Raw genomic sequence first — 21,734 nt, 5'->3', positions numbered from 1 at the left:
TCCCCTTGAAAAATTAACTTTGTGTCGATGCTTTATTAAGGCGTTGGTTGCGGTTCATCGCACGTTTAGCACTCCATTTTTCTTTGAAGAATTTGAATGCTAATGCCAAGATGAGCGTGATCCCCCAAACTGCGAGGTTAAAGTGCAGGCTTACACCAAGCAGGCTTAAACCTGTCGCAATGACCTGTAAAACCAATAAGGCACAGAACACTCGGCTAACCTTACCAACTCCCCCAAATGGGTTAGTTCCACCTAATACGATGGCAAGAATGGTGAGCAGTAAATAGGAATCCCCGTAGCCCATACGTGCAGAGTTAAAGCGAGCCATCATGATGAGCCCAGCTAATACACATAACAGGCTAGAAATGGTGTATATCGCAATCATGACTCGGTCGGTACGAATACCGCTGAACCACGTTGCATTGATATTACTGCCACTCATATAGATATTTTTACCTAAGCGCGTACAGCCTAGAAACAGCGCTAAGAGAATTGCGGTAACAATGAAGATAATCATCGCAATTGGTACCCCAAGCACAGTATCGGAACCAATGGCACGAACAATGGGGGGCATCCCACTTAATGCCGCACCTTTGGTGAGGTAAACACCAATGCCGCTGATAATCGTCATTGTACCGAGGGTTACTAGGATCGGGTGGGCTCCGATATGGGAAATCATCAGCCCTGTTAAGCTACCGATAATGACTGCAATCACGGTTGCGCCGATTAATGCGAAGACCAACCACATTAGCTGTGTGCCAGTACTGGCATCCACTGGGAGGTAATTGATAAATACCCAAGCCATAAAGAGCCCCGTTAAGTTAGCAGTGCTAATAATGGCAAGGTTCAACCCACCACTTAACATAGGAACAAACATGGCAAAGGTGAGTAAGCCCAATTCAGGTAACTGAAAAGTGATACTCAAAAAGGTATTTTGAGTAAAAAAGTGCCCTGGCATGGCAATACTAAACGCAGCGATAGCCAAAACAAAGATTGAAAGCAGTCCGATAACAGAGCCATCAATGTTAAAAAAAGTATTTTTTTTCATGGTGATATTCCTGTTAAACAAAACCGACATCCGTCTCTTTACGTTTTTTGTAGTGGGTAATACAAATCGCAATGAGAATAACCAGCCCGATGACGATATTGACGAAGTAGTTTGAAACACCAATCAGGTTAAGGCCGTTTTTCAAGATACCAATCAGGAAAACCCCCATGAGTGTCCCTATCACTGAGCCTCGCCCACCGGATAAACTGGCGCCACCCAATACAGCCGCGGCAAGCACATCCAGCTCTCCACCCACAAGGGCACTCGGTACCACTTCACTCATTCGGTAGGTTTGCAACATGCCGCCAATCGCTGCCATCGCACCAAGGTAACCATAAGCAAATAGGTAAATCACGGAAACACGGATACCAATACGAGACGCAGATTCTTGGCTGCCACCGACGGCATATAACTGACGGCCGATGTGGGTTTTATTCATTAAAATCCACGTTAAGAAGGCAATGCCAAGCATCACAATTAACGGCAAGCCAACTTGGTAATATTCACCATCTACTTCAAAAGGCAGGATAGTGACAGGATCTACCCACCAATCAGGCAAGTCATAAATACTGTGCCCGTTGGTTAGCCACATCAGCATGCCGAACAGCAGTGATTGCATACTGATGGTGATGATAATTGACACAACATTCAGCGAATAAATCAAAATGGCATTGATTAAGCCAAAAGCGATACCAATGATAATCGCCAATGTGATACTGACGGCAGGGCTTGCAATAAAACCTTGCAATAACCAAGTGGCAATCACGTATTGCACTACGGAAGCCACGGCGGCAAACGAAATATCAATCCCCCCAGTGACGAGAACCACAAATAAGCCTAAGGCGAAAATACCGGTAACGGCGTAGCTTTCACTGAGGTCGAGTAAATTTTGAATAGTGAGAAATTGCGGGCTCATCAATGTGAAGAACACCACCATGATAAGAATGACCCAAATCAGCCAGCCTTCGACAGATTGTGGTCGTAATTTTTGCCAATTAGCCATTGATGATTTCCTCCAATTGTTGTTCATTGATGGAATCTGTCTCAATTTCTTTGACGATAGAGCCTTGTTTCATATGTAAAATTCGGTCGCAATTGTAATAAGCTTCGGAGGCTTCATCGGTAATTAATAGAATAGAGATACCGACACCTGACAAACGGTGAATCAGTTTGTAAATACTGTCTTTTGCGCCGATATCAACACCAACGGTCGGTGAGTCTAAAATCAGTACTTTAGGACGTGTTAAAATCCATTTAGCAAGTACCACTTTTTGTTGGTTACCGCCTGAAAGTGTTGAGAGGGCATTATTGGGATCGGTGACTTTAATATCTAAGTCGGCTATCCACTCTTGTACGATTTCTTGGCACTGTTTTTCATCGATTAAATGCAAAGGCGTTTTGAGGCGATCCAGAATCGAAATCACCATATTGTCTGCGATTGATTGCTGTAAAATGGCACCTAAAGTCAGGCGGTCTTCAGAGACATAACCAATGCCACGCTTAATGGCGTCGGTGTTGTTTTTTAACTTAACCGGTTTGCCTTCGATGAGTAATTCGCCGCTATCGGGATGGGTAATGCCAAACAATGATAGCGCTAATTCGGTGCGGCCTGAGCCTAGCAAACCACATAAGCCTAATACTTCCCCGCGTTTTAAACTTAAGTTGATATCGCGATATTGCCCAGCTCGACTGAGGTTTTTTAGCTCTAGTACCGTGCGTCGGTCTTCCGCGTTATTGGGGGGCTTACGTTCATGGACAATATCTAAGCCAGTCATTAACTCTGTAATTTTGCGGGTAGTTAAGCCTTCAGCAGGCCATGTGCCAATTTTTTGACCATCGCGGATCACGGTGATGCGGTCAGAAATCTCTTTCACTTCTTCTAGTCGGTGACTTACGAAAACAACAGTAATACCCTTATCTTTTAGGTAATTAACCGTTGAGAGTAGTTGGTTGACTTCGGTACGGGTCAATGAAGCCGTTGGTTCATCCATAATCACCAGACGTGCATCGGCAACTAGGGCTCGGCAGATAGCAACCTGTTGGCGTTGAGCAATGGGTAAAAATTGCACAGGGGTGTCGGGGTCAATGGTGAAAGCCAGTTCATTGAGGATTTCTAAGGCTTTTTCGCGCAGTTGTTTTTTGCGAAACCAGCCAAAATAGCCTTTGAGGTTCAGCTCAAAGGCGATATTTTCGGCAACGGTTAAGTTTGGAAATAGTGACAAATCTTGGTAGATAACTTGCACGCCTAGCTCACGCGCTTTATCTGGCGTCAACCGGTGATAACTTTTCCCATCAATTTCAATTTTACTACCGTCATCAGGGGCATAGACACCACTGATGGTTTTAATTAATGTGCTTTTCCCACACCCATTGGTGCCCGCTAAACAGTGCACTTCACCTTTGTTGAGCGTCAAATCGATATTGCGTAATGCACGGTGACCACCGAAGCTTTTGGAAAGGTCGCGCAAGGTAATGAGTGGATCGGATTTGTCAGCTTTTGAGGTGCTTGTCATAAGTACAATTCCTACTGCAAATAAATTGGTGTTGGCTTGTTCGTGATGCGTTCGAGCCGCTGCGTTAGTGCAGGCGACTCGAACTCAAAGAACATAAAATTTAATATATTGATAAATATTGTATTTTTGTTTTGAACATTATTTTGACAAGGTAAAATTACAGACCGACTTCGACCAATTTTTTCGTATTTTCAATATTCAAATTAACGGGGTTGTCACTCAAAATCGTGTTGCCACTGACTTTGATTTCACCCATATCACCAATAGACACGCCATCTTTGATTTCTTCGCCATTCATCATGGCAGTTGCAACCTGTACAAATACTTGTCCTGCGACTTTTGGATTAGAGATATAGCCGCCATCAATTGCGCCTTTTTCCAGTAATTTGATGCCTTGGCCAGGTGTGAATGTCCCGAATACACAGGTTTCGTCATTTTTACGGCGTTTATCAATGGCTCGGCCTGCACCGATAGGGCCTTGTGAACCAAATGACATGATGCCTTTTAAGTCTTTGTGCTTAGATAACAAGTCATTAGCTGTACGCATTGAGTCATCAACGGATTCGGCAACACCAAAGCGGTCATCGACCATTTGCATTTTTGGGTAGTTCGCTTTTTGGTAAGCAATTGCCGCGTCGGCCCATTCGTTCACTAATGGTACTGTCAGGCTTCCCACAAACATGGCGTATTTGCCTTCTTCACCCATACAGGCCGCCATGTCTCTCATATGGTTAGCCCCCATGCTTTGGGTATCAAGTAATTCAAAGTCCCAATCGGCATTTTTTTGATTTGGTGATTCGTGGGTAATAACTTTAATTCCAGCGTCTTGGGCGCGTTTTAATACAGGCTCAAGCACTTTAGCGTCGTTAGGAACAACGCCAATGACATCCACTTTCTTCGCGATTAAATCTTCGATAGCACGAACTTGTTCTGCTGGATCAGCCGTTGTTGGGCCAACTTGGAAGGCATTTACCCCGAGTTTTTTACCTTCTTCAGTAATACCTTGTTCCATAACATTAAACCAAGGAATACCACCGACTTTAACGACGACACCCATAGTAAAGGGCTTTTGTGCTTTTTGTGATTCAGCCATCGCGACATTTGAAAATAGTGCAACGCTCATTAAACAAGGTAAAACTAGCTTCTTCATGTTCATAGTTGTATTCCTTAGTGTAGATGGATACTAAATCAAGAAATTCCATTATTTAGAAATAATGAATTTCTCATATTTAGGTATGCCTATAATTAAGTGCCAAGGAATTATGGGTAAATAATATCCCTGCACTTATTTAATACAGAAAATAAAATGGAACTTATTATTTTTACTTACATTACAGCTATATAATTTTTATTTTTATAAATTATTTGTCGCACTCGATAATTTTAAGATTAGAGAATTGTTTTTGAAAATTATTATCATTGAGTTTATTTGTGATTAATACGTCAATATCATCAAATGTACAAACCTGACTAAATGCATACTTTCCTAATTTACTATTATCCGCGAGCAAAACTTTATTTTCAGAAACCTGTAACATAATATTTTTTAATTTTGAGTTTATTTCACTGCCATCACGAATACCATTTTCGATATTAAACCCTTGGCATGAAAGAAATAAGGTTTTTATCTGAAAGCTACGAATAATACTTTCTGCAATTGGGCCATGAAAATCATCATGACGTTCTGAATACTCCCCACCTATACCAATGACACGTACTCGGTCACGGCAGGCCAGCGCTTGAATAATTTTAACCGAGTTTGTCACTACCGTAATGTCGATATCAGGTATTTGCCGTGCGAGAAACCAGCAAGTACTGCTGTTATCTAACATAATACAGTCACCAGGCTGAATTAATTTTAGTGCAGCCTTCGAAATCTTCATCTTGGCATCAGGGTGCTCTTCAGTTCTTTTACGAAAAGACTCTGCGCCATCCACCATTTGGCTGAGCTTGACCGAAGAAGGCATCACATTCACCATCGGCATTTCTTCTTGGTCGATGGCAACCGCGCCCCCAAAGCTACGGATGATCCTATTTTCACGTTCAAGAGCCGTTAAATCACGACGGATAGTTTCTTGAGAAACGAGACATAATTGAGCTAAATCACGCACTAGCGCCGAGCCATTCTGCGAAACATGAGAACAAATTAATTTATGGCGTTCGGCTTGTAACATATTTAACTCCTATTCTTTCCACGATATTTATTCTGCCCGTATTGCTTTTTTTTTGTCGTGATTGGATTCAAGTTATCTCTTTTTGAAAAAAACAAAGCCGATTAAAGTGATTGCGATCGGTATTTTGTGAATTTAATTCTAATTAGTTACATGATAATTAGACTTGTATCACTATATTTGCGGGATCTTTTTACTTTTATGGTATTAAACAAAAATCATTGGGCTAACTCGGTCAGTTAACCACATTCTATTTATGTGTTTTTATGACTGCGCGCGCCCGAATGCGCCCGAGTTGGTCTGTTTTGTTGCGAATTTGTAAAGTGAGGTGCTTTTTAAATGGCCTAAATCTGTTTACCTTAATAGGTAGATACAGGTTATCAACACACAAAAAACATCACCATAATAAATTTTTGTTGTTGATATTAAAGCATATTTTAAAAAGCTAGGGAGTTGTTATGTTAGAACAATTGAAACAACAAGTCTTTGAAGCAAACCTTGCCTTACCCAAACATAACCTAGTGACCTTTACTTGGGGGAATGTGAGTGGTATTGACCGCGAAGCTGGGTTAATGGTGATAAAACCTTCTGGCGTTGACTATGAAACCATGAAAGCAGAGGACATGGTGGTGGTCTCGTTGGAAAGCGGAAAAGTGGTAGAAGGGAAATATCGACCTTCTTCAGATACCGACACGCACTTGGCGCTGTACCAAGCATTCCCTGAAATTGGCGGTATTGTCCATACTCACTCTCGCCACGCCACTATTTGGGCTCAAGCAGGGCAACCACTGAGCGCCTTGGGGACAACCCATGCCGATTATTTCTACGGTGAAATCCCTTGTACCCGTAAAATGACAGCAAATGAAATTGAAGGGGATTATGAAAGAGAAACAGGTCATGTGATCATTGAAACTTTTAAAGAAAAAGGGATTTCAGCGAAAGACATTCCTGCTGTATTAGTGAATAGCCATGGTCCATTCGCGTGGGGAAGCAACCCTGATAATGCGGTACATAATGCGGTCGTCTTAGAAGAAATTGCCTATATGAATTTATTTACCCGTCAATTAAGTTCACAAATAGGTTCAATGCAACAAGTATTATTAGATAAACACTATTTACGTAAGCATGGTAAAAATGCGTATTACGGGCAAAAATAAAGCGGTTAAAAAATTAATTAAATAGAATTGGCAAACGAGAGTAATTATTGATCCTATGATCAATAACGGATTTCTTTGTTTATAAAATATCCACAATAAATATAAATAGTTAGTTGTATCCCTATTGCTTAATAATTAGCTAAGCAATAGGGAATAGTTTGTTTTTAAAGTGTGACGCCCATTTTAAAAATCGCTAATTCACGGAAATCATTGATTTCATTTTTAGTGTGTTCACCATTAACGGTTTTGACAACAAGCTGAATGAAGTCATCTAATAATTGATCCATGGATTTTCCTGTTAATAAGGCACCTGCATTAAAATCAATCCAATGGGGTTTTTTGGCGGCTAATTCATTATTGGTCGCAATTTTCATGGTGGGAACAAAACCACCGTATGGTGTGCCGCGACCCGTTGTAAATAATACCATATGGCAGCCAGCTGCGCCTAAGGCACTGGTGGCAATGGCGTCATTACCCGGCGCGCTTAACAAGTTGAATCCTGGGGTTGTCAGGCGCTCCCCGTATTTTAAAACATCCATGACTTGGCTAGTACCCGCCTTTTGTGTGCAGCCGAGGGATTTTTCTTCAAGTGTCGAAATTCCTCCAGCTTTATTGCCTGGAGATGGGTTTTCATAAATTGGCTGGTCATGAGCAATAAAATACTGTTTAAAGTCATTGATCATATTGACCGTTTTTTCAAACGTCTGTTCATCATGGCAGTGGTTCATTAGAATTTGTTCAGCGCCAAACATTTCAGGGACTTCGGTTAACACCGTGGTTCCGTTATGGCTGACTAAAAAATCAGAAAAACAGCCTAGCAATGGGTTAGCTGTGATCCCTGAAAGCCCATCAGAGCCACCACATTCAAGGCCAAATTTCACTTCGCTCAGCTTACCCGCCTCGCGTTTGTTCTGTTGGACGAATTGATAAAGTGCATTAAGGTGCTCTACACCGGCTTCAATTTCATCATCTAATTGTTGGCAAACCATAAATTTGACGCGTTCATCATCATAGTCACCTAGTGTTTCTTTAAAAGCGGCGACTTGATTGTTTTCACAGCCTAAACCGATGACGAGTACGCCACCTGCGTTAGGGTGCTTAACCATATCTTGTAAAATAGTACGGGTTGTTAAATGGTCATCACCGAGCTGGGAACAGCCTAAAGTATGGTTATAAAGATATACACCATCAATATCAGAAGCACCATTGTGTTGTTTATTAAAGCGTTCGATCATTTTTCTCGCCAGCGCATTAACACAGCCGACTGTTGGGATCACCCAAATTTCATTACGGATAGCCACATCACCGTTTGCTCGGCGATAGATTTGCACGTCTGGATTTGGTCGTGTAACGGCAATTGTGTTGTGTTCAGGGCGGTATTCATATTCGTTTAAAGCACTTAAATTGGTGGCGGTATTATGAGTATGAACATGCTCGCCTGCCGTTATGGTCGTCGTTGCATGGCCGATGGGAGCGCCATATTTAACAATATTTTTGCCAGTTTGAATCGGAGCTAGGGCAATTTTATGCCCTCGGTCAACATCTTGTTTTAATGTCACTGATTGCTCTGCAACACTAATGGTTTCCCCTGCTTGTCGGTTAACTAAAGTAATGGCGACATTGTCATTGGGATGTATTTTAATTATATCTTTTATCATATTGCGTTCCCTGAATTGGAAATCGGATTAAGCGTGATCAGCCATAAAAAGTATGAATGATCTTTTGTTGTCTAAATTTCATTCATTATACGATCTGGTTTATAACTTTAAAAGATGTTATACCAATTTATTGTGATTTATTTATTCGTGAAGTTCTATTTCACCCATCGTCGAAAAATTTCGTTATACTGTAGGCATTGATGGTCAGCGAGTCGGGTGGTTATGTGAAAGGAGAAAATAATGAGCTCACAAGAGAGTGAACCGCGCCTATACCAACAAGTTGCGGCTCTGGTCAAAGAACGTATCGAAAATGACGAATACCCAGTTGGCACCAAATTGCCTGCGGAACGGTTACTTGCTGACGAAATGAAGGTGAGCCGTACGGTGATCCGTGAAGCCATCATTATGCTAGAAGTCGAAGGTTATGTGGATGTGCGCAAGGGATCTGGTATACATGTTATTAGTAACCGGTCCAATAACTCAGTCAATACAGAAACAGGATTAGAATTTAGCCGTTGTGGGCCATTTGAGCTATTACAAGCAAGGCAACTGATTGAAAGTCACATCGCTGAGTTCGCAGCAACCCAAGCCACCAAAGAAGATATTCTAAAACTGGTTGATATTCAAAAGCATGCTCGCAAAGAGGATCGTTTTCGTGATTCAACATGGGATCTCGCCTTTCACATGCAAATTGCCGCGTCGACCCATAACAGTGCGATGGTGGTGATCGTTGAGCAAATGTGGAGCCAACGCTTACGTAATCCTTACTGGCTCAAGCTTCACGAGCACATTGATAACCGTTCGATTGAGAGCTGGTGTGATGAGCATGACCAAATTTTGCAGGCACTAGCGCGTCGAGACCCGAAAGGGGCACGGCAAGCTATGTGGCAACATTTGGAAAATACCAAAAAAATGTTATTCAATGCGACCAGTGATGACTTCGAATTCACCATGGATCGCTATTTCTTCGCAGATAGCCCAACCATGGATGATAACAGCTAGTTATTCCTCATCATCTTCCGATATTTGCTTCAGCGCGGGGAGGTTAACTAAAATAATTTTCCCGTATTTTGCATCAATCCAGCCTAGTTTTTCCCATGCGACTAAACGCTTATTGATGGTTTGCCGTGTGGTATTAATGATGGTCGCTAAGTCATCTTGTGTGAGATATAAGCTTAGTTGAATTCCTTTTTCATGAGGTTCGCCATAGCCTTCTGCTAAGCTCAATAAGCGTTTGGCGAGTCGGGCTGAAACGGACAATAAGGCACTGTCATTGATAATGGTAAAGGCATTACGGATCACTTTACAGAGCAAAATATTCAGAAATTGGTAAAAAACGGGGTGTTTTTCCAAGATCATGGTTAAGTCTTTCGGTGATATCGTCAGTAAAATAGTTGGGCTAATCGCTTTGGCATCATGGGTGCGTGCTGATTTATCTAGCATGGCAATTTCGCCAAACCAATTGCCAGGTGAAAGATAGCGAAATACACATTCACGGCCATCTGAGGAAATTGAACTTACTTTTACTGAACCTTGGAGCACTGCATATAGACCACGGGCAGGGTCACCTTGGTAGTGAACCATTTCACCATCTGGATAAAAACGCAATGTGGCGCATGTCATTAAGATAGAAATTAAATAATCAGGTAAGTTACTAAACCAACTATTTGTTTTTAATATTTCATGAATATTTTCATGCGTTAGAACTAATTGGCTGTTTTGTACCGCAATGTTCATCTGAATGCTCCCTGCATGATTCGCTCGCGTTATCATGACATTTGGTAGGGTTATGTTCAATCATGAACCACCGCAATGTTCGAGTGAACTTCACAAATAACAATACAGTAAATAGAAAACCCGAGCCATGAGTTGTGGCTCGGGAGGGACTTAAAAGATAGCTAATTAATCTTCAAATCGTTTTTCAATACCTAATCTTTTTAATGTCAGAATCAGCAGACCACCGATAAAGGCGACTAAAGCGATAAAATAGAGCCCTGCACGAGCAGAATCAAAGGTCGTTTCTGCCCAAACTCGTAAGTTTGGTGCCACAAAACCACCTAAGTTACCCACTGAGTTAATCAATGCAATACCCGATGCAGCTGCGGTGCCGCCTAAGTATGCCGATGGGAAGCTCCAATACAGCGGTTGCATGGCTAAGTGGCCAGCTGCTGCCACACACAGGGCAATAATCGCAATGACGGGAATGCTATCGAATAAACCAGAAACCGCAATTCCTGCAGCACCTAACATAAAGGTAATGGCAGCAACTTTACGACGTTCTTTTAATCGCTCCGAAATACGTGGTACATAGTAAACTGCAATGGCCGCACACAGTGGTGGTATGGCGGTAACAAAGCCTACAAGTATGCCGACTTTACTGGCCAACAACGTACCGATTTGGGTTGGTAAGAAGAAATAAATCCCATAGCCACATACTTGAACGGTAAACCAAATCAGACACAGGTAGAGAACGCGCATATCTAATAATGCTCTCAAGGCGCCTTTCGGGCTATGGCCTGCTTTGGCATCTTCTTCCAAGGCTAATTTAGCGGAAAGTGCACTTTTTTCCTCAGCTGTCAGCCATTTGGCTTTTTCAGGGCGGTCATCAAGGTAAAAGAACACCCAAATACCGACAATAGACGCTAATAAGCCTTCTACGACAAACATTAACTGCCAGCCGTATAAACCGAAGGCAAATGAAGTTCCTTCTAACGACAATAATGAGCCAGATAATGGGCCGCCAATGATAAATGCCAGTGGTGCCCCAAATAAGAAGTAGCCTGTCACCCGTGCTCGGATATTTTGTGGGAACCAGAAGGTTAAATACAGAATAACCCCTGGAAAGAAGCCAGCTTCACTGACACCAAGTAAAAAACGCAGCACAATAAAGGTGGTTTCATCATGAGCAAACATCATGGCGGCAGAGACTAACCCCCACGTGACCATAATGCGTGATAACCATACCCGAGCGCCAATGCGGTACAACAGAATATTACTTGGCACTTCAAACAGTGCGTAGCCGATAAAAAAGATCCCTGCGCCAAATGCGTATGCAGCGTCACTTAACCCAGTTGTTAATTGAAACTCTTGTTTTGCAAAACCAATATTTGAACGGTCTAAATAAGCCAATATGAACATTAATACCACCATAGGTATTATTTTTCGTATTGCTTTGCTGGTAGCCGATGATAAATGATCCGTATTGGTGGACATGGTTCACCCCAGTTTTTTGTAAGATAGTAATGTTATCTATTCATTTTTATTATGTGTTTAGCCCGCCGCTGAATAACCAGCAGAGTAGAGTATAGAGCTAATGTACTCGTCATATTTCAAGTTGCGGTGTTGTTGACTGCACCATGAATTATTTAGAGTGTAAATAAGTAATTTAAAATGAATAATTCTTGTTATTAATTTCCCTTTTTCATGTTGTTAGAAATGAAATATTGAAAAAGGGAATGATCATTATTTCACGTTAAATTTAGCTAATGCTTCAGGTTTTAACGTTGTACCTGCCCCAGGCGCAGTTGGTGTAGTATAAACACCATCAATGACTTCGACTGGGTCAACAAAGCAATCCAGTGTCCATGGAATAAATTCCAGTAAAGAACAAGCGGGATGTGCCATTACCAGATGTAATTGTGCCTGCATCATATCGCCATGATGTGGCGTTACGGGTAAATTAAATGCCATACCTAAGTCAGCAATTTCCCACACCGCTGTTAAACCGCCACAGCGTGTTGCATCAGGTTGTAAATAATCAACGGCACCCGCCAAGACAAATTCCTTGAATGAATCATTGTGATAAAGTAATTCACCTAATGCGATAGGTGTGTCCATATAAGTGGCAAGCTGTTTATGGCTTGCGACATCATCATGCCATAATGGTTCTTCAAACCACTTAATATTAAAATCATTTAAACGGTGCCCATATTGCTTGGCAATACTGATATCCCATTTACCGTTTGCATCGACCATTAGATCGATATCGTCGCCAATTGCGTTGCGAACTGCTTCAATACGCAAGAGATCTTCGCGTGGGTCGGGTTTGCCAATCTTCATTTTTATTGCTTTAAAACCTTCTTCGAAGATCATTTTTTTACAATCATCGACTAACTCTTCTTGGCTACGCACTAACCAACCGCAGTCAGTGTTATAGGCGTTAACTTTATTGTGTTTTGAACCGCCAAATAGTTGCCATAGCGGCTGCTCTGCGGCTTTAGCTTTAAGGTCCCAAAGGGCGATATCGATGGCAGAAATCGCCATTTGCATCAAACCACCACGACCTACCCAGATATTGGTTGAGCTGCGAGTGAGTTTTCGATGTAAATAGCGCACTTCTGTTGGGTCTTCGCCGAGTAACATTGGGCCGAAAACATCTTCCATAATAGTGGCGATTAAACGGTCAGTGGTGATGTCGGCATGTGTCCCTGTATGGCCATAACCGACTAATCCACATTCTGTTTTGATCATGACACCCGGCATCCCCCAATGGGTAATGCTGTGAGTTGAGTCACCAATTAGGTCATTAGTGACAGGTACGTGCATGATAAAAGTACTAATTTCTTTTATTTTCATTGTTGTTCCCAGGTGTTGTAAGGTGGTTGAATGCCAATCTAGCAGCGGGAAATGGATTAAACTGTCAAATGATTTACAGATTGTGCCTGTATGCTGATTTTTACTGATAAATATGAGCTAGATCTCTTTATACTGTGTGATAGGTTAGGTCATTTTTTTAAAATTGGTATAACAGCTTAATGGGCGAAAATAATGGGGGGCAGGGAATAATAAAAATTTTTATCAGGGTATGGGGTTCAATCCAGAGTCGGTTTAGAATAATTACGCAAAACTCAGCGCTATAGTGGATGAAAAATGTCTAAACGATTACTTTTTTTGCTCTGTATTTTATTGACGAGCTCTTTACCTCAATCTTTGGCTTCTGAAATCGTCAACAACACAGACGATTGGCGGTTAACTGACATACCACCAAAGCTAGTGCAAACGAAACAGCCTGAAATTATTTTTGCCATGATTGCTGGAGAAATGCGCGCTGTCGCAGAACTTAACGCAGAACACGGTTTTTATGCCTATTCTCCTTCGGGAGATTATTGTGCAATGCAGTTTGGCAATGATTATGCTTTTGTAAAAACAGTATCGTTTTCTAACCAAAAACCCCGTTATGTACCTGAAGTGGATAGGCTAAATGATTTACAAAACCCCATTTATGATTATTTAGTCACACACCAAAAAACAGCGATATACAGTTCAACTCAGAGTAATGGTAAGCAAATTGCCTCTTTATGGGAAAACCTGCGTTACCCTGTGTTAGCACGGATGATTAAAACGGATAAGGCTGGTGAAAAAACGGCATGGCTAACTATTCGTATAGGGGATAGGCTCGGTTATGTGCGCTTAGATGATGTTACATTGGATAAAGGCATTCCAATTTTAACCTATCACCATATTCTCAAAGACAGTGAAAATAAGCATTTTCGTGACACGTCAACGACGACATCCGTAGAAGCATTTCGCGAACAAATGAATTATTTAAAACAAGAGGGCTACCAGACCCTTTCGCTTGCTGACGTGGAAGATTATCTGAATAAATCCGCCAATCTACCCGGTAAGGCGGTTGTGCTGACATTTGACGACGGTTTAAAATCAGTTTATCGCTATGCATTACCGATTTTAAGGCATAACCGCCAGCAGGCGACGCTATTTATTATTTCTTCACGCATCAAAACGCAGCCACAAAAATGGTCGGCGGATACCCTGCAATTTATGAGTAAGCAAGAAATCAAAGATAGTCGAGACGTTTTTAACATCCAATCTCATACTCACTTTTTACATCGTTTAGATAACCATAATTCGCCCATTTTGTTTAGCCGGAAAGAACACACGATCATGTTGGATTTTAAGCGGTCGATGAAAATTTTGAGTCGCTTTGAACCTAAACAGCGCTATTTAGCCTATCCGTTTGGTGGTTATAACGCCTCCGCGATGGAGGCAGGAAGGGAAGCCGGTTTGCACTTGGCGCTGACAACTATTCAAGGAAAAGTCAAATTGGGGGATAACCCATTTGCGCTTAAACGTTTGTATGCTTTTCGGAGTGACCCATTAGAGAAATTTGCTCAGATGGTAGGAAATAGTGAAAAAAGCGTCGTAAATCAAAATATTATTATTGATAGGTAATTCATAGTGTAATGAAAGCACTGAGTTATAGGGTTCAGTGCTTATCTGCTTGCTTGCCCGTTCCCATTTCTTTTAAAAACTGCTGTTGGTAAATAAACAATTCTTTCGCGCTAATACAATGATAATCCATCGAAAACTGTTTGGCGGTTTGCTCAATGATCTTAGCAAGGGCAGGGTAATGGCGGTGATTCCAATTGGGAAATAGATGATGGGTAAGATGCAAGTTTAACCCTCCCAACCAATAGGTTAGCCAACGAGGTGTGGTTTGCCAGTCATAAGTGGTTGAAAAAGTATGAGTATAAAAACCATGTGGCATATTACCTTCTTTGGGAGGCGTATAAAAAGTTGCTTTCGCCCAATGGGTGCCAAGTATCAATACAACAAATATGAGAGAAGCAAACATTTGGCTAAATAAGTAGGTGAATATCAAGGTCGCTAAACCAATATCTGTGATAACAAACGCAGGTATGGCTATTGCAACAATTAAATGCAGTAACTTAGCCAATAAAAATGACCCAATACCCCGGTGGCCTTGATGGCGCATATGAGGGGCGACGCGCGTCAAATGAAATCTGTCCATCCAATCAAAGAACCAAATCAATGCGGGGAAAGTCATTGCGGCAATTAATGGCCAATACAGATGCTGAGCTCGCATAAACGGGTACCAGCGCTGATAAGGCGTTTGCCGTAAGACAAAATTTTCTTCAATATCTAAATCATAATGACGAATATTGGTGTGCGCATGGTGAAAAATAATATGCCTGACTCGCCAACATTCAGGGTCTAACCCCAATGGAATAGTGACCCAAAAATTGAGCCAATAGTTGGCTTTGGCCTGTTTGAAAATCGCATTATGGGAAGCATCGTGAACTAAGTTAATCGCCAATAACAATGCGAAGCAAATAAATAGAGGGTAAAAAATAAAAAATGCCCAAGACGTGTTAACGCATAACGCAATGGCGTAGCTGCCTAAGCAACAAAAGATTAAAGTTAGGCTCTTTAAATAAAAGCGTGTATCAGCAAACCGGTGATCAGCCCTCTGTTGTAAATAGTGTTTGGCCGCCATGTTCAACGCTTTTTGGAACGCTTGATCATGGCGATGTTGGTAGCCTAACGGCCTTAGCGGCTCAGAGGACATCACTCACCTGTATGGGTTTTCGGCCTATACCGATTAACATTAATAAACTATGTAACCACAGAGCACTGGTAAAAATAACCCAAAATGGGGTTGTCCATTGCCAAATAAATAAAATGCAAATTAATAGCAAGCAAGCGATGAAAAACCAGCTCATCAGGCCAATTTTACGGCCATCTGAAATACCCGATAAAGCTACGGTTCCCAGAGCTAATAGAACGAACAAAATGGCTTGTTGCAGTGTAGTACCTTGGTAACCATAGCCATAAAGATAGACATAACCAATAACTAAGCTAAATAAGAGAAGTGTTCCCATTACTAATGCGACTTGGTTTACACGAAATAAGGGCGCGGGTTTCACCTTGGGTTGACTGCGACGTTTAATGATACGCCAAAAAGGTAAGTTACTATCAATAAACGGATTTTCAGAGGCGGGTGCCCCTTTGATACCAAAATGGTGCTCAGTTTCAGGTAATTTGGAAAATGTGCCAAACAGTTTATCCCAAAAAATAAAGCTGCCCCCGAAATTACGGTTGGAGTAATGCCCTTCTTTCACATGGTGAACTCGGTGATGCTGTGGCGTTACCATGAATTTCTCCAACCAACCCAAACGTGGGATCAGCGCACTGTGGTTAAAGAATTGAATGGTATAGTGCAATATTGAAACGGTGAGGAATATCTCTAATGGGATCCCCATCAGTGCCAATAGCATGAAAAATGGAATCGATGTCAGTGATGAATACCATGAATTACGGACGCCTAAGGAGAGGTTATAATGCTCTCCTTGGTGATGAACCACATGGACGGCCCATAAAATACGGTAAGTGTGATGTAAGCGGTGAAGCCAGTAAAAGCCAAAATCCCATGCGAAAATGGTAAAAATCCACACTAACACGGTCGGCCAGTTTTCGACCACATTGAATGAATAGTGGGTGACTACAAAACCATAGCAAAAGAGCTCTAACCCTCTAAATAGCCATAACATAATATGGCCCGAGTTGAGGTTGAATACCAACTCTTGCCAGCTAACGGTGCCTCTTTGTGTTTTGGCGATCACTAAACCTTCTGCGACCACGACCGCTAACATGAAAATAATCGGAAAGGTTAATTCATTCATTAGAGTTTCTCTTTAAGACAAACTTCGCAGTGTGAACAATCACTAATGCCCCACAAGCGGTGAGTGCGCCAGTGACCACATCAATAAATAAATGACGTTTTAACACCAATACAGAGGCACAAATCGCAATTGCCCAAAGGCTATAAAACAGTGTGCGAAATTTTTGTTGTGTTGACCATAATGCATTCAGTACCACAAGAGTCAATGAGACATGCAGAGAAGGTAATAAATTTTGTGGGCTATCGATATTTATCAACGCAGACAAAGCTCGTCCAGATAAGGTTGATAAGTCGTAATCGTGGTACAGCATGGTCGTAGGATACCCTAAATAGACCGCCCCAGAAACCAGCGCACAGAGCTGCATGGCGTACATGAGTGAGCGAGCTTTTCTTAGAGGGCTGAGAAAATACCCAAGTGGGATAAATAGGAAAAATGAGAGATAAAGCCAGATGGCATCGGGTGAAAATGGTACGGCATTATCAATCTCACTGGGAGACAAAATATGAGCCTGCCCAGTGACTTGGCCAGTATATTGATAAACAATACCAACCGCTCCCCAGCCGAGCAGGCAATAAATAAAGCGAGTAAATAATTCTTTGCTACTCATTTGCTTCCTTACGGGTTATGCGTCGCTTTTTAATAGAGAGTGTTTGCATAATAGCAGCTGATGATAGTTGCCAATCTAATTGAGAAATATCAACGTGTTGGCTTGAAAAATAGCTTGCCAGCTGTTGTTGGCAATGGGAGAGCTCCGTGGGAGAACATTCAGCCTGTAAATATAATGAGTTTCCTTGCTGTGTTAAGCGGAAATCGGCAGTAACAGGTAAGTGATTCACAATAATCCGTGCACAGGGATCAGCGAAAATCGTCACAATTTTGCCGTTATAGCCTGGAAGTTGCAGTAAATCATCACAGCGGCCCTCAATGCGTTCAATCGCCATTTCAGGGGAGCCACAGGGGCAAGCACTTTTTTTCACCACTAACACATCATCCAGTTGATAACGAACAATAGGCTGAGTTTTACGGGTAAAATCCGTAATAATGGGGGAAAAATGGTCATTATCAAGCCAATTAGGCTCAATATGGACAAATGCTTCATTTAAATGCAGCGTACCATGAGAGCAAGTGCAGCCTAAAAAACCTTCCGTTGCTTGGTAGACTTCCCCGACATTGGGGAAGCACGCCTGTAATTTTTGTTTGTCATGGGGTTCTAATACCTCAGCGACAGAAATCACTTTTTGCGTATTTAATTGGATTTTCTGTTGGTTGATGGCATCCGCAATCGCGCAGAGTACTTGGGCTGGCGCAACGATAATGGAAGGTTGATATTGTTCAAGCGCTGTGAGTTGTAGCTCAAAATCGGCAAAAAGGTCATAAAAACGCAGTGAAATCCATCGGTTATTAACACTTTCATACAGGTTATTATTAGCACGTAAAAACAGTGCAACGCGTTCACCACTAAACAGGCCTTTAGGTAGCATTTTAGCTAACATACTGCCAGACCAGACATTTTGTTCTTCTGGGCTAACAACGAACAGACCTCGACGGCCTGAAGTTCCAGAGGATAACCCGACACTGTAGCGCCCCACTTTAGGGGCAAAATCCCGAGATTGCTCACTTTTTTGCGCACATTCTAGAAGTTTTTGACTAGAAAGCCCGGCGGTATTCATTTCATCAAAATTATCCATCATGATTTGCTTATTCATAATGGGGAAATCATGTAACTCTTGATGAATATAAGGCTGAAAATAGGGGCTTTTAGTTAATACATTGCGCTTGAATTGTGCCAAATGTCGTTGTTGATGGGCTTCTAGTTCATCCCGAGTTTTAAATTTTAAACGACGTGCGCGCCAGTAATGCCAGAGCATCGAGAGGATCACAATAAATCCCCTTCATGGCACAGTTGAATAACCACATTGTTTTTATCAATCTCATGCAATTTATTTAGTGTTTCATAATAAGCTTGCTTATCATCCATGATGATATTGGCAATTGCCATCGGGCCGCGTAATTCACGATAATTAGTGGGGGACCATGCCGCATCGCCCGCGAGCAATATCCAACCCGAGTTAGTAAGTACACACAAACCAATATGCCCTGCAGCATGCCCTGGGAGCGGAACAATGAGTAACGTTTTCTGCGGATTGACGGCATAGCCTTCGCCTAAAACTTGCAATTCATTGGGTAACGCGACCTTGGGAAAACCTTCATAAAATACAGTACGTTGTTCGAAGTCGTCAGGTAAGAGACCGCTGACAAAGGCATTTTTCAATGCAGCAAACCCAGTTAAAGGGCGAGTTTTAGCCCAGCCATCCCCTGAACAAATAATGGGTATGGTGGGGAAGTCACGTAGCCCTGCGATATGGTCGCCATGAAAATGGGACAAAATCACGCCATTAATATCATTCGGTTTTAGGCCATCATTGGCCAATTGATTGACAAGGGCATCTTTGCTGTCGAAATACACTGGGGTAACAGTTCGATATAGCCGCATAATGCCATGGCGCGTATGGTCATAAAAATGGGTGGCATAGCCAGTATCGAATAACCAACGCTGATTTTCATCTTCAATTAACCATGCTCTTGCAGGAAACTTGCAGGATTTAAAACTGGCACCTTTTAGGGCGACACAACCGGGATGCGTACAATAGCCCACCTCATATTGATGAATAGTCAGCATGGGTTCTCCTGTTGTTTCAGCCATTTTGCAGTTAAATGAACGCCTTGTTGCATGCTATATAAAGGATAGTACCCCAGCTCTTGTTGGGCTTTTTGGTTATCCAATGTCATGGTGAAATAGGCAGCGCCAAGGCTATAGCGTGTCAGTAATGGTTCTTTTCCCGTTAAATAGCCAATGGTCTCTAATAGACTGGCAATAGCATACAGTAAAGGGTAAGGGGCTGAACGAATTTCACAATCTAAGTTAAGTTCACTAAATAGCTGATTTAATGTTTGTTTAAGAGCTTGTGGCTGTTGGTTCGTAATATTATAAATGGCGCCATTGGGGAGTGTTTCTTTGAACGTCGCCAACTGCATGCTGTGAACCACATTTCCCACATAGGTGAGGTCAAAATGGTTATTTCCCCCATTAGGCAAGACCAACTTTCCTTTTCGTGATTTTATTTGAGCGAGTAAACGAGGTAGCAAAACGCGATCATGAGGGCCAAATAAGCCGCGAGGGCGCAAAATAGTGTAACGCGTTGTCGGAAACTGCCTAACAGACTGTTCTATCATAGTCTCGGCTAAATATTTTGTTCTAGCGTATTGGTTAGCGAAATGTTTATTAACCGTAGACTCAGGAATATTTTGCTGGTGGGTGAAATTAAAATAGATGGCAGGGGTGGAAATATGGATAAAGCGTGAAACTTTGGCTTCCCCCGCAGCGGTAGCCAATATTTGAGTTGCATGAACGTTTGTTTTCTCAAAATCTTGGCGTTTTCCCCAAGGCGAGGAAAGGGCAGCGCAATGCCAAATTGCATCACAGCCCGCCATGAGTATTTTTGCTTCTTGAATAGTAAGTTCAGATAATTCACTAGCAATAAATGTTGCACCTAATTGGCTTAACTGTTCCCCTGCTTGATGGTTTCGGCCACAAGCGACGACATCAATGCCTCTTTGAAGTAAGTACTCGCTCGCATTACGCCCTAGGCCACTAGTGGCGCCTGTAACTAAGATTTTCATGGAACAAGTACCATGGCACATAACGCAAGACCAGCGGCAGTGCCAATCAGCATCGCACTTTGTTTTTCATAGAAACGGCCTGTGATAATCGCTTCGTGTAGTGCTGAAGGGATCGAGGCGGCGACTTGGTTCCCGCGGTGACGATAAATATCAATGAGTTGGTCAGTCGTCACGCCTACGCGTTGGCGCATGTGCTCTAATGATAAATGACTAGCTTGGTGTGGAACCACAGTATCAATTTGGTGCAGTTGTAAACCAGACTCATCGAAAACCTGCTGCATAAAATCTTCAATCAACGAAGACGCGAGGCGAAACAGTTTTTTCCCTTGCATATGAAAAAGAAAATCATCGTCAGTCATACCTGAGCGCGGGTTGCATCTTGTACCACCTGCACGAATTTCACAAAAATCGATCCCTGCAGTATAGGTGGTATGGGTGTAAGAAATAATTCCGCTATTTCCATCTCCTTTTTCCACAACAACACAAGCTGCACCATCACCAAAAATCAGTGACGATTCTTTATCTTGCCAGTCAATACCGCGTGAGGCGATATCTGCAGAAACAATCGCAATACGTTGGTAAGCACTAGTGGCTAATAACCCTGCAGCGACCTGAAGTGCAGTGATGAAGCTGATACAACTGGAGTTGATATCAAAGCAGGCAATTCCTTGATTTAAATTCGATTGCTCAAGGATATGTGCAGCTGAACACGGAAGCGCTTGCACTGGGATAGCAGAAGCATTAATCAACATATCAATACTGCTGGGTTTGATATGGTTCGTATGCAATGCATTTTGGATTGCTTGTGCGGCTAAAACTGCTTGTGAATCGTGAGAACTTGCATGAAAGCGGTATTTGATGCCTGAATGCTTTTCGACAAACCCTTTTGGTTTATTTAATTTTTCATCCAGCATGGATGAGTAAATTTTATGCTCAGGAAGTGCGACTCCAGAAGCAATGATTTTTAGGGGGGTTATTGACTGGTTACCAGACATATCAATATGTGCCTATCTTGCGATGATAATGACAATAAATATCAGAGTTCAAATATTTAATATATAGGAA

General features: G+C 42.1%; 19 protein-coding genes. 3 read left to right on the top strand and 16 right to left on the bottom strand.

Annotation, left to right across the window (positions count from 1 at the left end):
• Window positions 1–13: 13 nt before the first annotated feature.
• The 5 genes from M1E86_RS17365 to M1E86_RS17345 all read right to left on the bottom strand — a co-directional run bounded on the left by M1E86_RS17365 (window position 14) and on the right by M1E86_RS17345 (window position 5,735).
• A complete protein-coding gene (locus M1E86_RS17365; protein WP_125890569.1) occupies window positions 14–1,048 on the bottom strand; it encodes an ABC transporter permease in 1,035 nt (344 codons plus the stop codon).
• A gap of 13 nt (window positions 1,049–1,061) precedes the next feature.
• Entirely contained in the window at window positions 1,062–2,051 is a 990-nt protein-coding gene (locus tag M1E86_RS17360; RefSeq protein ID WP_125890568.1) for an ABC transporter permease, read from the bottom strand.
• Window positions 2,044–3,561 carry a sugar ABC transporter ATP-binding protein gene (locus M1E86_RS17355; protein WP_125890567.1) on the bottom strand — a complete coding sequence of 506 codons (1,518 nt, stop codon included), beginning with the start codon at window positions 3,559–3,561 and terminating at the stop codon, window positions 2,044–2,046. Before M1E86_RS17355 ends, M1E86_RS17360 begins: the two co-directional genes overlap by 8 nt.
• 157 nt (window positions 3,562–3,718) lie before the next feature.
• Complete coding sequence (locus tag M1E86_RS17350; protein WP_036958239.1) at window positions 3,719–4,711, bottom strand: substrate-binding domain-containing protein; 993 nt, start codon at window positions 4,709–4,711, stop codon at window positions 3,719–3,721.
• A gap of 211 nt (window positions 4,712–4,922) precedes the next feature.
• Window positions 4,923–5,735, bottom strand: coding sequence for a DeoR/GlpR family DNA-binding transcription regulator (locus M1E86_RS17345; protein ID WP_125890566.1), 813 nt, complete (start codon window positions 5,733–5,735; stop codon window positions 4,923–4,925).
• A gap of 455 nt (window positions 5,736–6,190) precedes the next feature.
• On the opposite strand from M1E86_RS17345, the gene araD reads away from it, so the two are divergent.
• Entirely contained in the window at window positions 6,191–6,889 is a 699-nt protein-coding gene (araD, locus tag M1E86_RS17340; protein ID WP_213913651.1) for an L-ribulose-5-phosphate 4-epimerase, read from the top strand.
• Window positions 6,890–7,053: 164 nt separating this feature from the next.
• Here the strand turns inward: araD and M1E86_RS17335 are convergent, their stop codons facing one another.
• Window positions 7,054–8,547: a UxaA family hydrolase gene (locus M1E86_RS17335; protein WP_213913650.1), complete on the bottom strand. Its 1,494-nt coding sequence runs from the start codon at window positions 8,545–8,547 to the stop codon at window positions 7,054–7,056.
• A gap of 240 nt (window positions 8,548–8,787) precedes the next feature.
• Here M1E86_RS17335 and exuR point away from each other — a divergent pair, with 240 nt between their 5' ends.
• The gene (gene exuR, locus M1E86_RS17330; protein WP_004259169.1) at window positions 8,788–9,549 is read left to right on the top strand and encodes a transcriptional regulator ExuR; all 762 of its coding nucleotides are present in this window, start codon (window positions 8,788–8,790) and stop codon (window positions 9,547–9,549) included.
• On the opposite strand, the gene M1E86_RS17325 is transcribed toward exuR, so the two are convergent.
• From M1E86_RS17325 to M1E86_RS17315, 3 genes are all read right to left on the bottom strand, one after another.
• Window positions 9,550–10,284 carry a Crp/Fnr family transcriptional regulator gene (locus tag M1E86_RS17325; protein WP_254879851.1) on the bottom strand — a complete coding sequence of 245 codons (735 nt, stop codon included), beginning with the start codon at window positions 10,282–10,284 and terminating at the stop codon, window positions 9,550–9,552. It lies immediately after the preceding gene.
• Window positions 10,285–10,449: 165 nt separating this feature from the next.
• Entirely contained in the window at window positions 10,450–11,760 is a 1,311-nt protein-coding gene (locus M1E86_RS17320; protein WP_213913648.1) for an MFS transporter, read from the bottom strand.
• Between the two features lie 249 nt (window positions 11,761–12,009).
• Complete coding sequence (locus M1E86_RS17315; protein WP_213913646.1) at window positions 12,010–13,122, bottom strand: mandelate racemase/muconate lactonizing enzyme family protein; 1,113 nt, start codon at window positions 13,120–13,122, stop codon at window positions 12,010–12,012.
• A 294-nt stretch (window positions 13,123–13,416) separates the two neighbouring features.
• On the opposite strand from M1E86_RS17315, the gene M1E86_RS17310 reads away from it, so the two are divergent.
• Window positions 13,417–14,736: a polysaccharide deacetylase family protein gene (locus tag M1E86_RS17310; RefSeq protein ID WP_248467113.1), complete on the top strand. Its 1,320-nt coding sequence runs from the start codon at window positions 13,417–13,419 to the stop codon at window positions 14,734–14,736.
• A 34-nt stretch (window positions 14,737–14,770) separates the two neighbouring features.
• Here the strand turns inward: M1E86_RS17310 and M1E86_RS17305 are convergent, their stop codons facing one another.
• The 7 genes from M1E86_RS17305 to M1E86_RS17275 are packed head-to-tail and all read right to left on the bottom strand — an operon-like array spanning window position 14,771 to window position 21,664.
• The gene (locus M1E86_RS17305) at window positions 14,771–15,874 is read right to left on the bottom strand and encodes a fatty acid desaturase family protein (protein ID WP_213913643.1); all 1,104 of its coding nucleotides are present in this window, start codon (window positions 15,872–15,874) and stop codon (window positions 14,771–14,773) included.
• A complete protein-coding gene (locus M1E86_RS17300) occupies window positions 15,864–16,988 on the bottom strand; it encodes a sterol desaturase family protein (protein ID WP_213913641.1) in 1,125 nt (374 codons plus the stop codon). Before M1E86_RS17300 ends, M1E86_RS17305 begins: the two co-directional genes overlap by 11 nt.
• Window positions 16,981–17,595: a phosphatase PAP2 family protein gene (locus M1E86_RS17295; RefSeq protein ID WP_213913639.1), complete on the bottom strand. Its 615-nt coding sequence runs from the start codon at window positions 17,593–17,595 to the stop codon at window positions 16,981–16,983. The genes M1E86_RS17300 and M1E86_RS17295 overlap by 8 nt, the downstream gene beginning before the upstream one ends.
• Window positions 17,588–18,871, bottom strand: coding sequence for a F390 synthetase-related protein (locus M1E86_RS17290; RefSeq protein WP_213913726.1), 1,284 nt, complete (start codon window positions 18,869–18,871; stop codon window positions 17,588–17,590). The genes M1E86_RS17295 and M1E86_RS17290 overlap by 8 nt, the downstream gene beginning before the upstream one ends.
• Window positions 18,865–19,668, bottom strand: coding sequence for an MBL fold metallo-hydrolase (locus tag M1E86_RS17285; RefSeq protein WP_125890556.1), 804 nt, complete (start codon window positions 19,666–19,668; stop codon window positions 18,865–18,867). The genes M1E86_RS17290 and M1E86_RS17285 overlap by 7 nt, the downstream gene beginning before the upstream one ends.
• Entirely contained in the window at window positions 19,662–20,669 is a 1,008-nt protein-coding gene (locus M1E86_RS17280; RefSeq protein WP_213913638.1) for an NAD-dependent epimerase/dehydratase family protein, read from the bottom strand. Before M1E86_RS17280 ends, M1E86_RS17285 begins: the two co-directional genes overlap by 7 nt.
• Window positions 20,666–21,664, bottom strand: coding sequence for a 3-oxoacyl-[acyl-carrier-protein] synthase III C-terminal domain-containing protein (locus tag M1E86_RS17275; protein WP_213913637.1), 999 nt, complete (start codon window positions 21,662–21,664; stop codon window positions 20,666–20,668). The genes M1E86_RS17280 and M1E86_RS17275 overlap by 4 nt, the downstream gene beginning before the upstream one ends.
• Window positions 21,665–21,734 lie beyond the last annotated feature (70 nt).

The sequence above is a fragment of the Providencia sp. PROV200 genome (genome assembly GCF_049901995.1).
Taxonomy (GTDB): Bacteria; Pseudomonadota; Gammaproteobacteria; order Enterobacterales; family Enterobacteriaceae; genus Providencia; species Providencia rettgeri_E.
The sequence above is the reverse complement of the archived record's forward strand: the minus strand, read 5'-3'. Positions and strand labels throughout refer to the sequence as shown.

What these genes read in the sequence shown, in the direction of transcription:
- M1E86_RS17350 (WP_036958239.1), bottom strand. Translation starts at nt 4,711, where the DNA reads ATGAAGAAGCTAGTTTTACCTTGTTTAATGAGCGTTGCACTATTTTCA.
- M1E86_RS17360 (WP_125890568.1), bottom strand. Translation starts at nt 2,051, where the DNA reads ATGGCTAATTGGCAAAAATTACGACCACAATCTGTCGAAGGCTGGCTG.
- M1E86_RS17285 (WP_125890556.1), bottom strand. Translation starts at nt 19,668, where the DNA reads ATGCTGACTATTCATCAATATGAGGTGGGCTATTGTACGCATCCCGGT.
- M1E86_RS17275 (WP_213913637.1), bottom strand. Translation starts at nt 21,664, where the DNA reads ATGTCTGGTAACCAGTCAATAACCCCCCTAAAAATCATTGCTTCTGGA.
- M1E86_RS17365 (WP_125890569.1), bottom strand. Translation starts at nt 1,048, where the DNA reads ATGAAAAAAAATACTTTTTTTAACATTGATGGCTCTGTTATCGGACTG.
- M1E86_RS17305 (WP_213913643.1), bottom strand. Translation starts at nt 15,874, where the DNA reads ATGTCCTCTGAGCCGCTAAGGCCGTTAGGCTACCAACATCGCCATGAT.
- M1E86_RS17310 (WP_248467113.1), top strand. Translation starts at nt 13,417, where the DNA reads ATGTCTAAACGATTACTTTTTTTGCTCTGTATTTTATTGACGAGCTCT.
- exuR (WP_004259169.1), top strand. Translation starts at nt 8,788, where the DNA reads ATGAGCTCACAAGAGAGTGAACCGCGCCTATACCAACAAGTTGCGGCT.
- M1E86_RS17300 (WP_213913641.1), bottom strand. Translation starts at nt 16,988, where the DNA reads ATGAATGAATTAACCTTTCCGATTATTTTCATGTTAGCGGTCGTGGTC.
- M1E86_RS17325 (WP_254879851.1), bottom strand. Translation starts at nt 10,284, where the DNA reads ATGAACATTGCGGTACAAAACAGCCAATTAGTTCTAACGCATGAAAAT.
- M1E86_RS17295 (WP_213913639.1), bottom strand. Translation starts at nt 17,595, where the DNA reads ATGAGTAGCAAAGAATTATTTACTCGCTTTATTTATTGCCTGCTCGGC.
- M1E86_RS17345 (WP_125890566.1), bottom strand. Translation starts at nt 5,735, where the DNA reads ATGTTACAAGCCGAACGCCATAAATTAATTTGTTCTCATGTTTCGCAG.
- M1E86_RS17355 (WP_125890567.1), bottom strand. Translation starts at nt 3,561, where the DNA reads ATGACAAGCACCTCAAAAGCTGACAAATCCGATCCACTCATTACCTTG.
- M1E86_RS17315 (WP_213913646.1), bottom strand. Translation starts at nt 13,122, where the DNA reads ATGAAAATAAAAGAAATTAGTACTTTTATCATGCACGTACCTGTCACT.
- M1E86_RS17335 (WP_213913650.1), bottom strand. Translation starts at nt 8,547, where the DNA reads ATGATAAAAGATATAATTAAAATACATCCCAATGACAATGTCGCCATT.
- M1E86_RS17280 (WP_213913638.1), bottom strand. Translation starts at nt 20,669, where the DNA reads ATGAAAATCTTAGTTACAGGCGCCACTAGTGGCCTAGGGCGTAATGCG.
- M1E86_RS17320 (WP_213913648.1), bottom strand. Translation starts at nt 11,760, where the DNA reads ATGTCCACCAATACGGATCATTTATCATCGGCTACCAGCAAAGCAATA.
- araD (WP_213913651.1), top strand. Translation starts at nt 6,191, where the DNA reads ATGTTAGAACAATTGAAACAACAAGTCTTTGAAGCAAACCTTGCCTTA.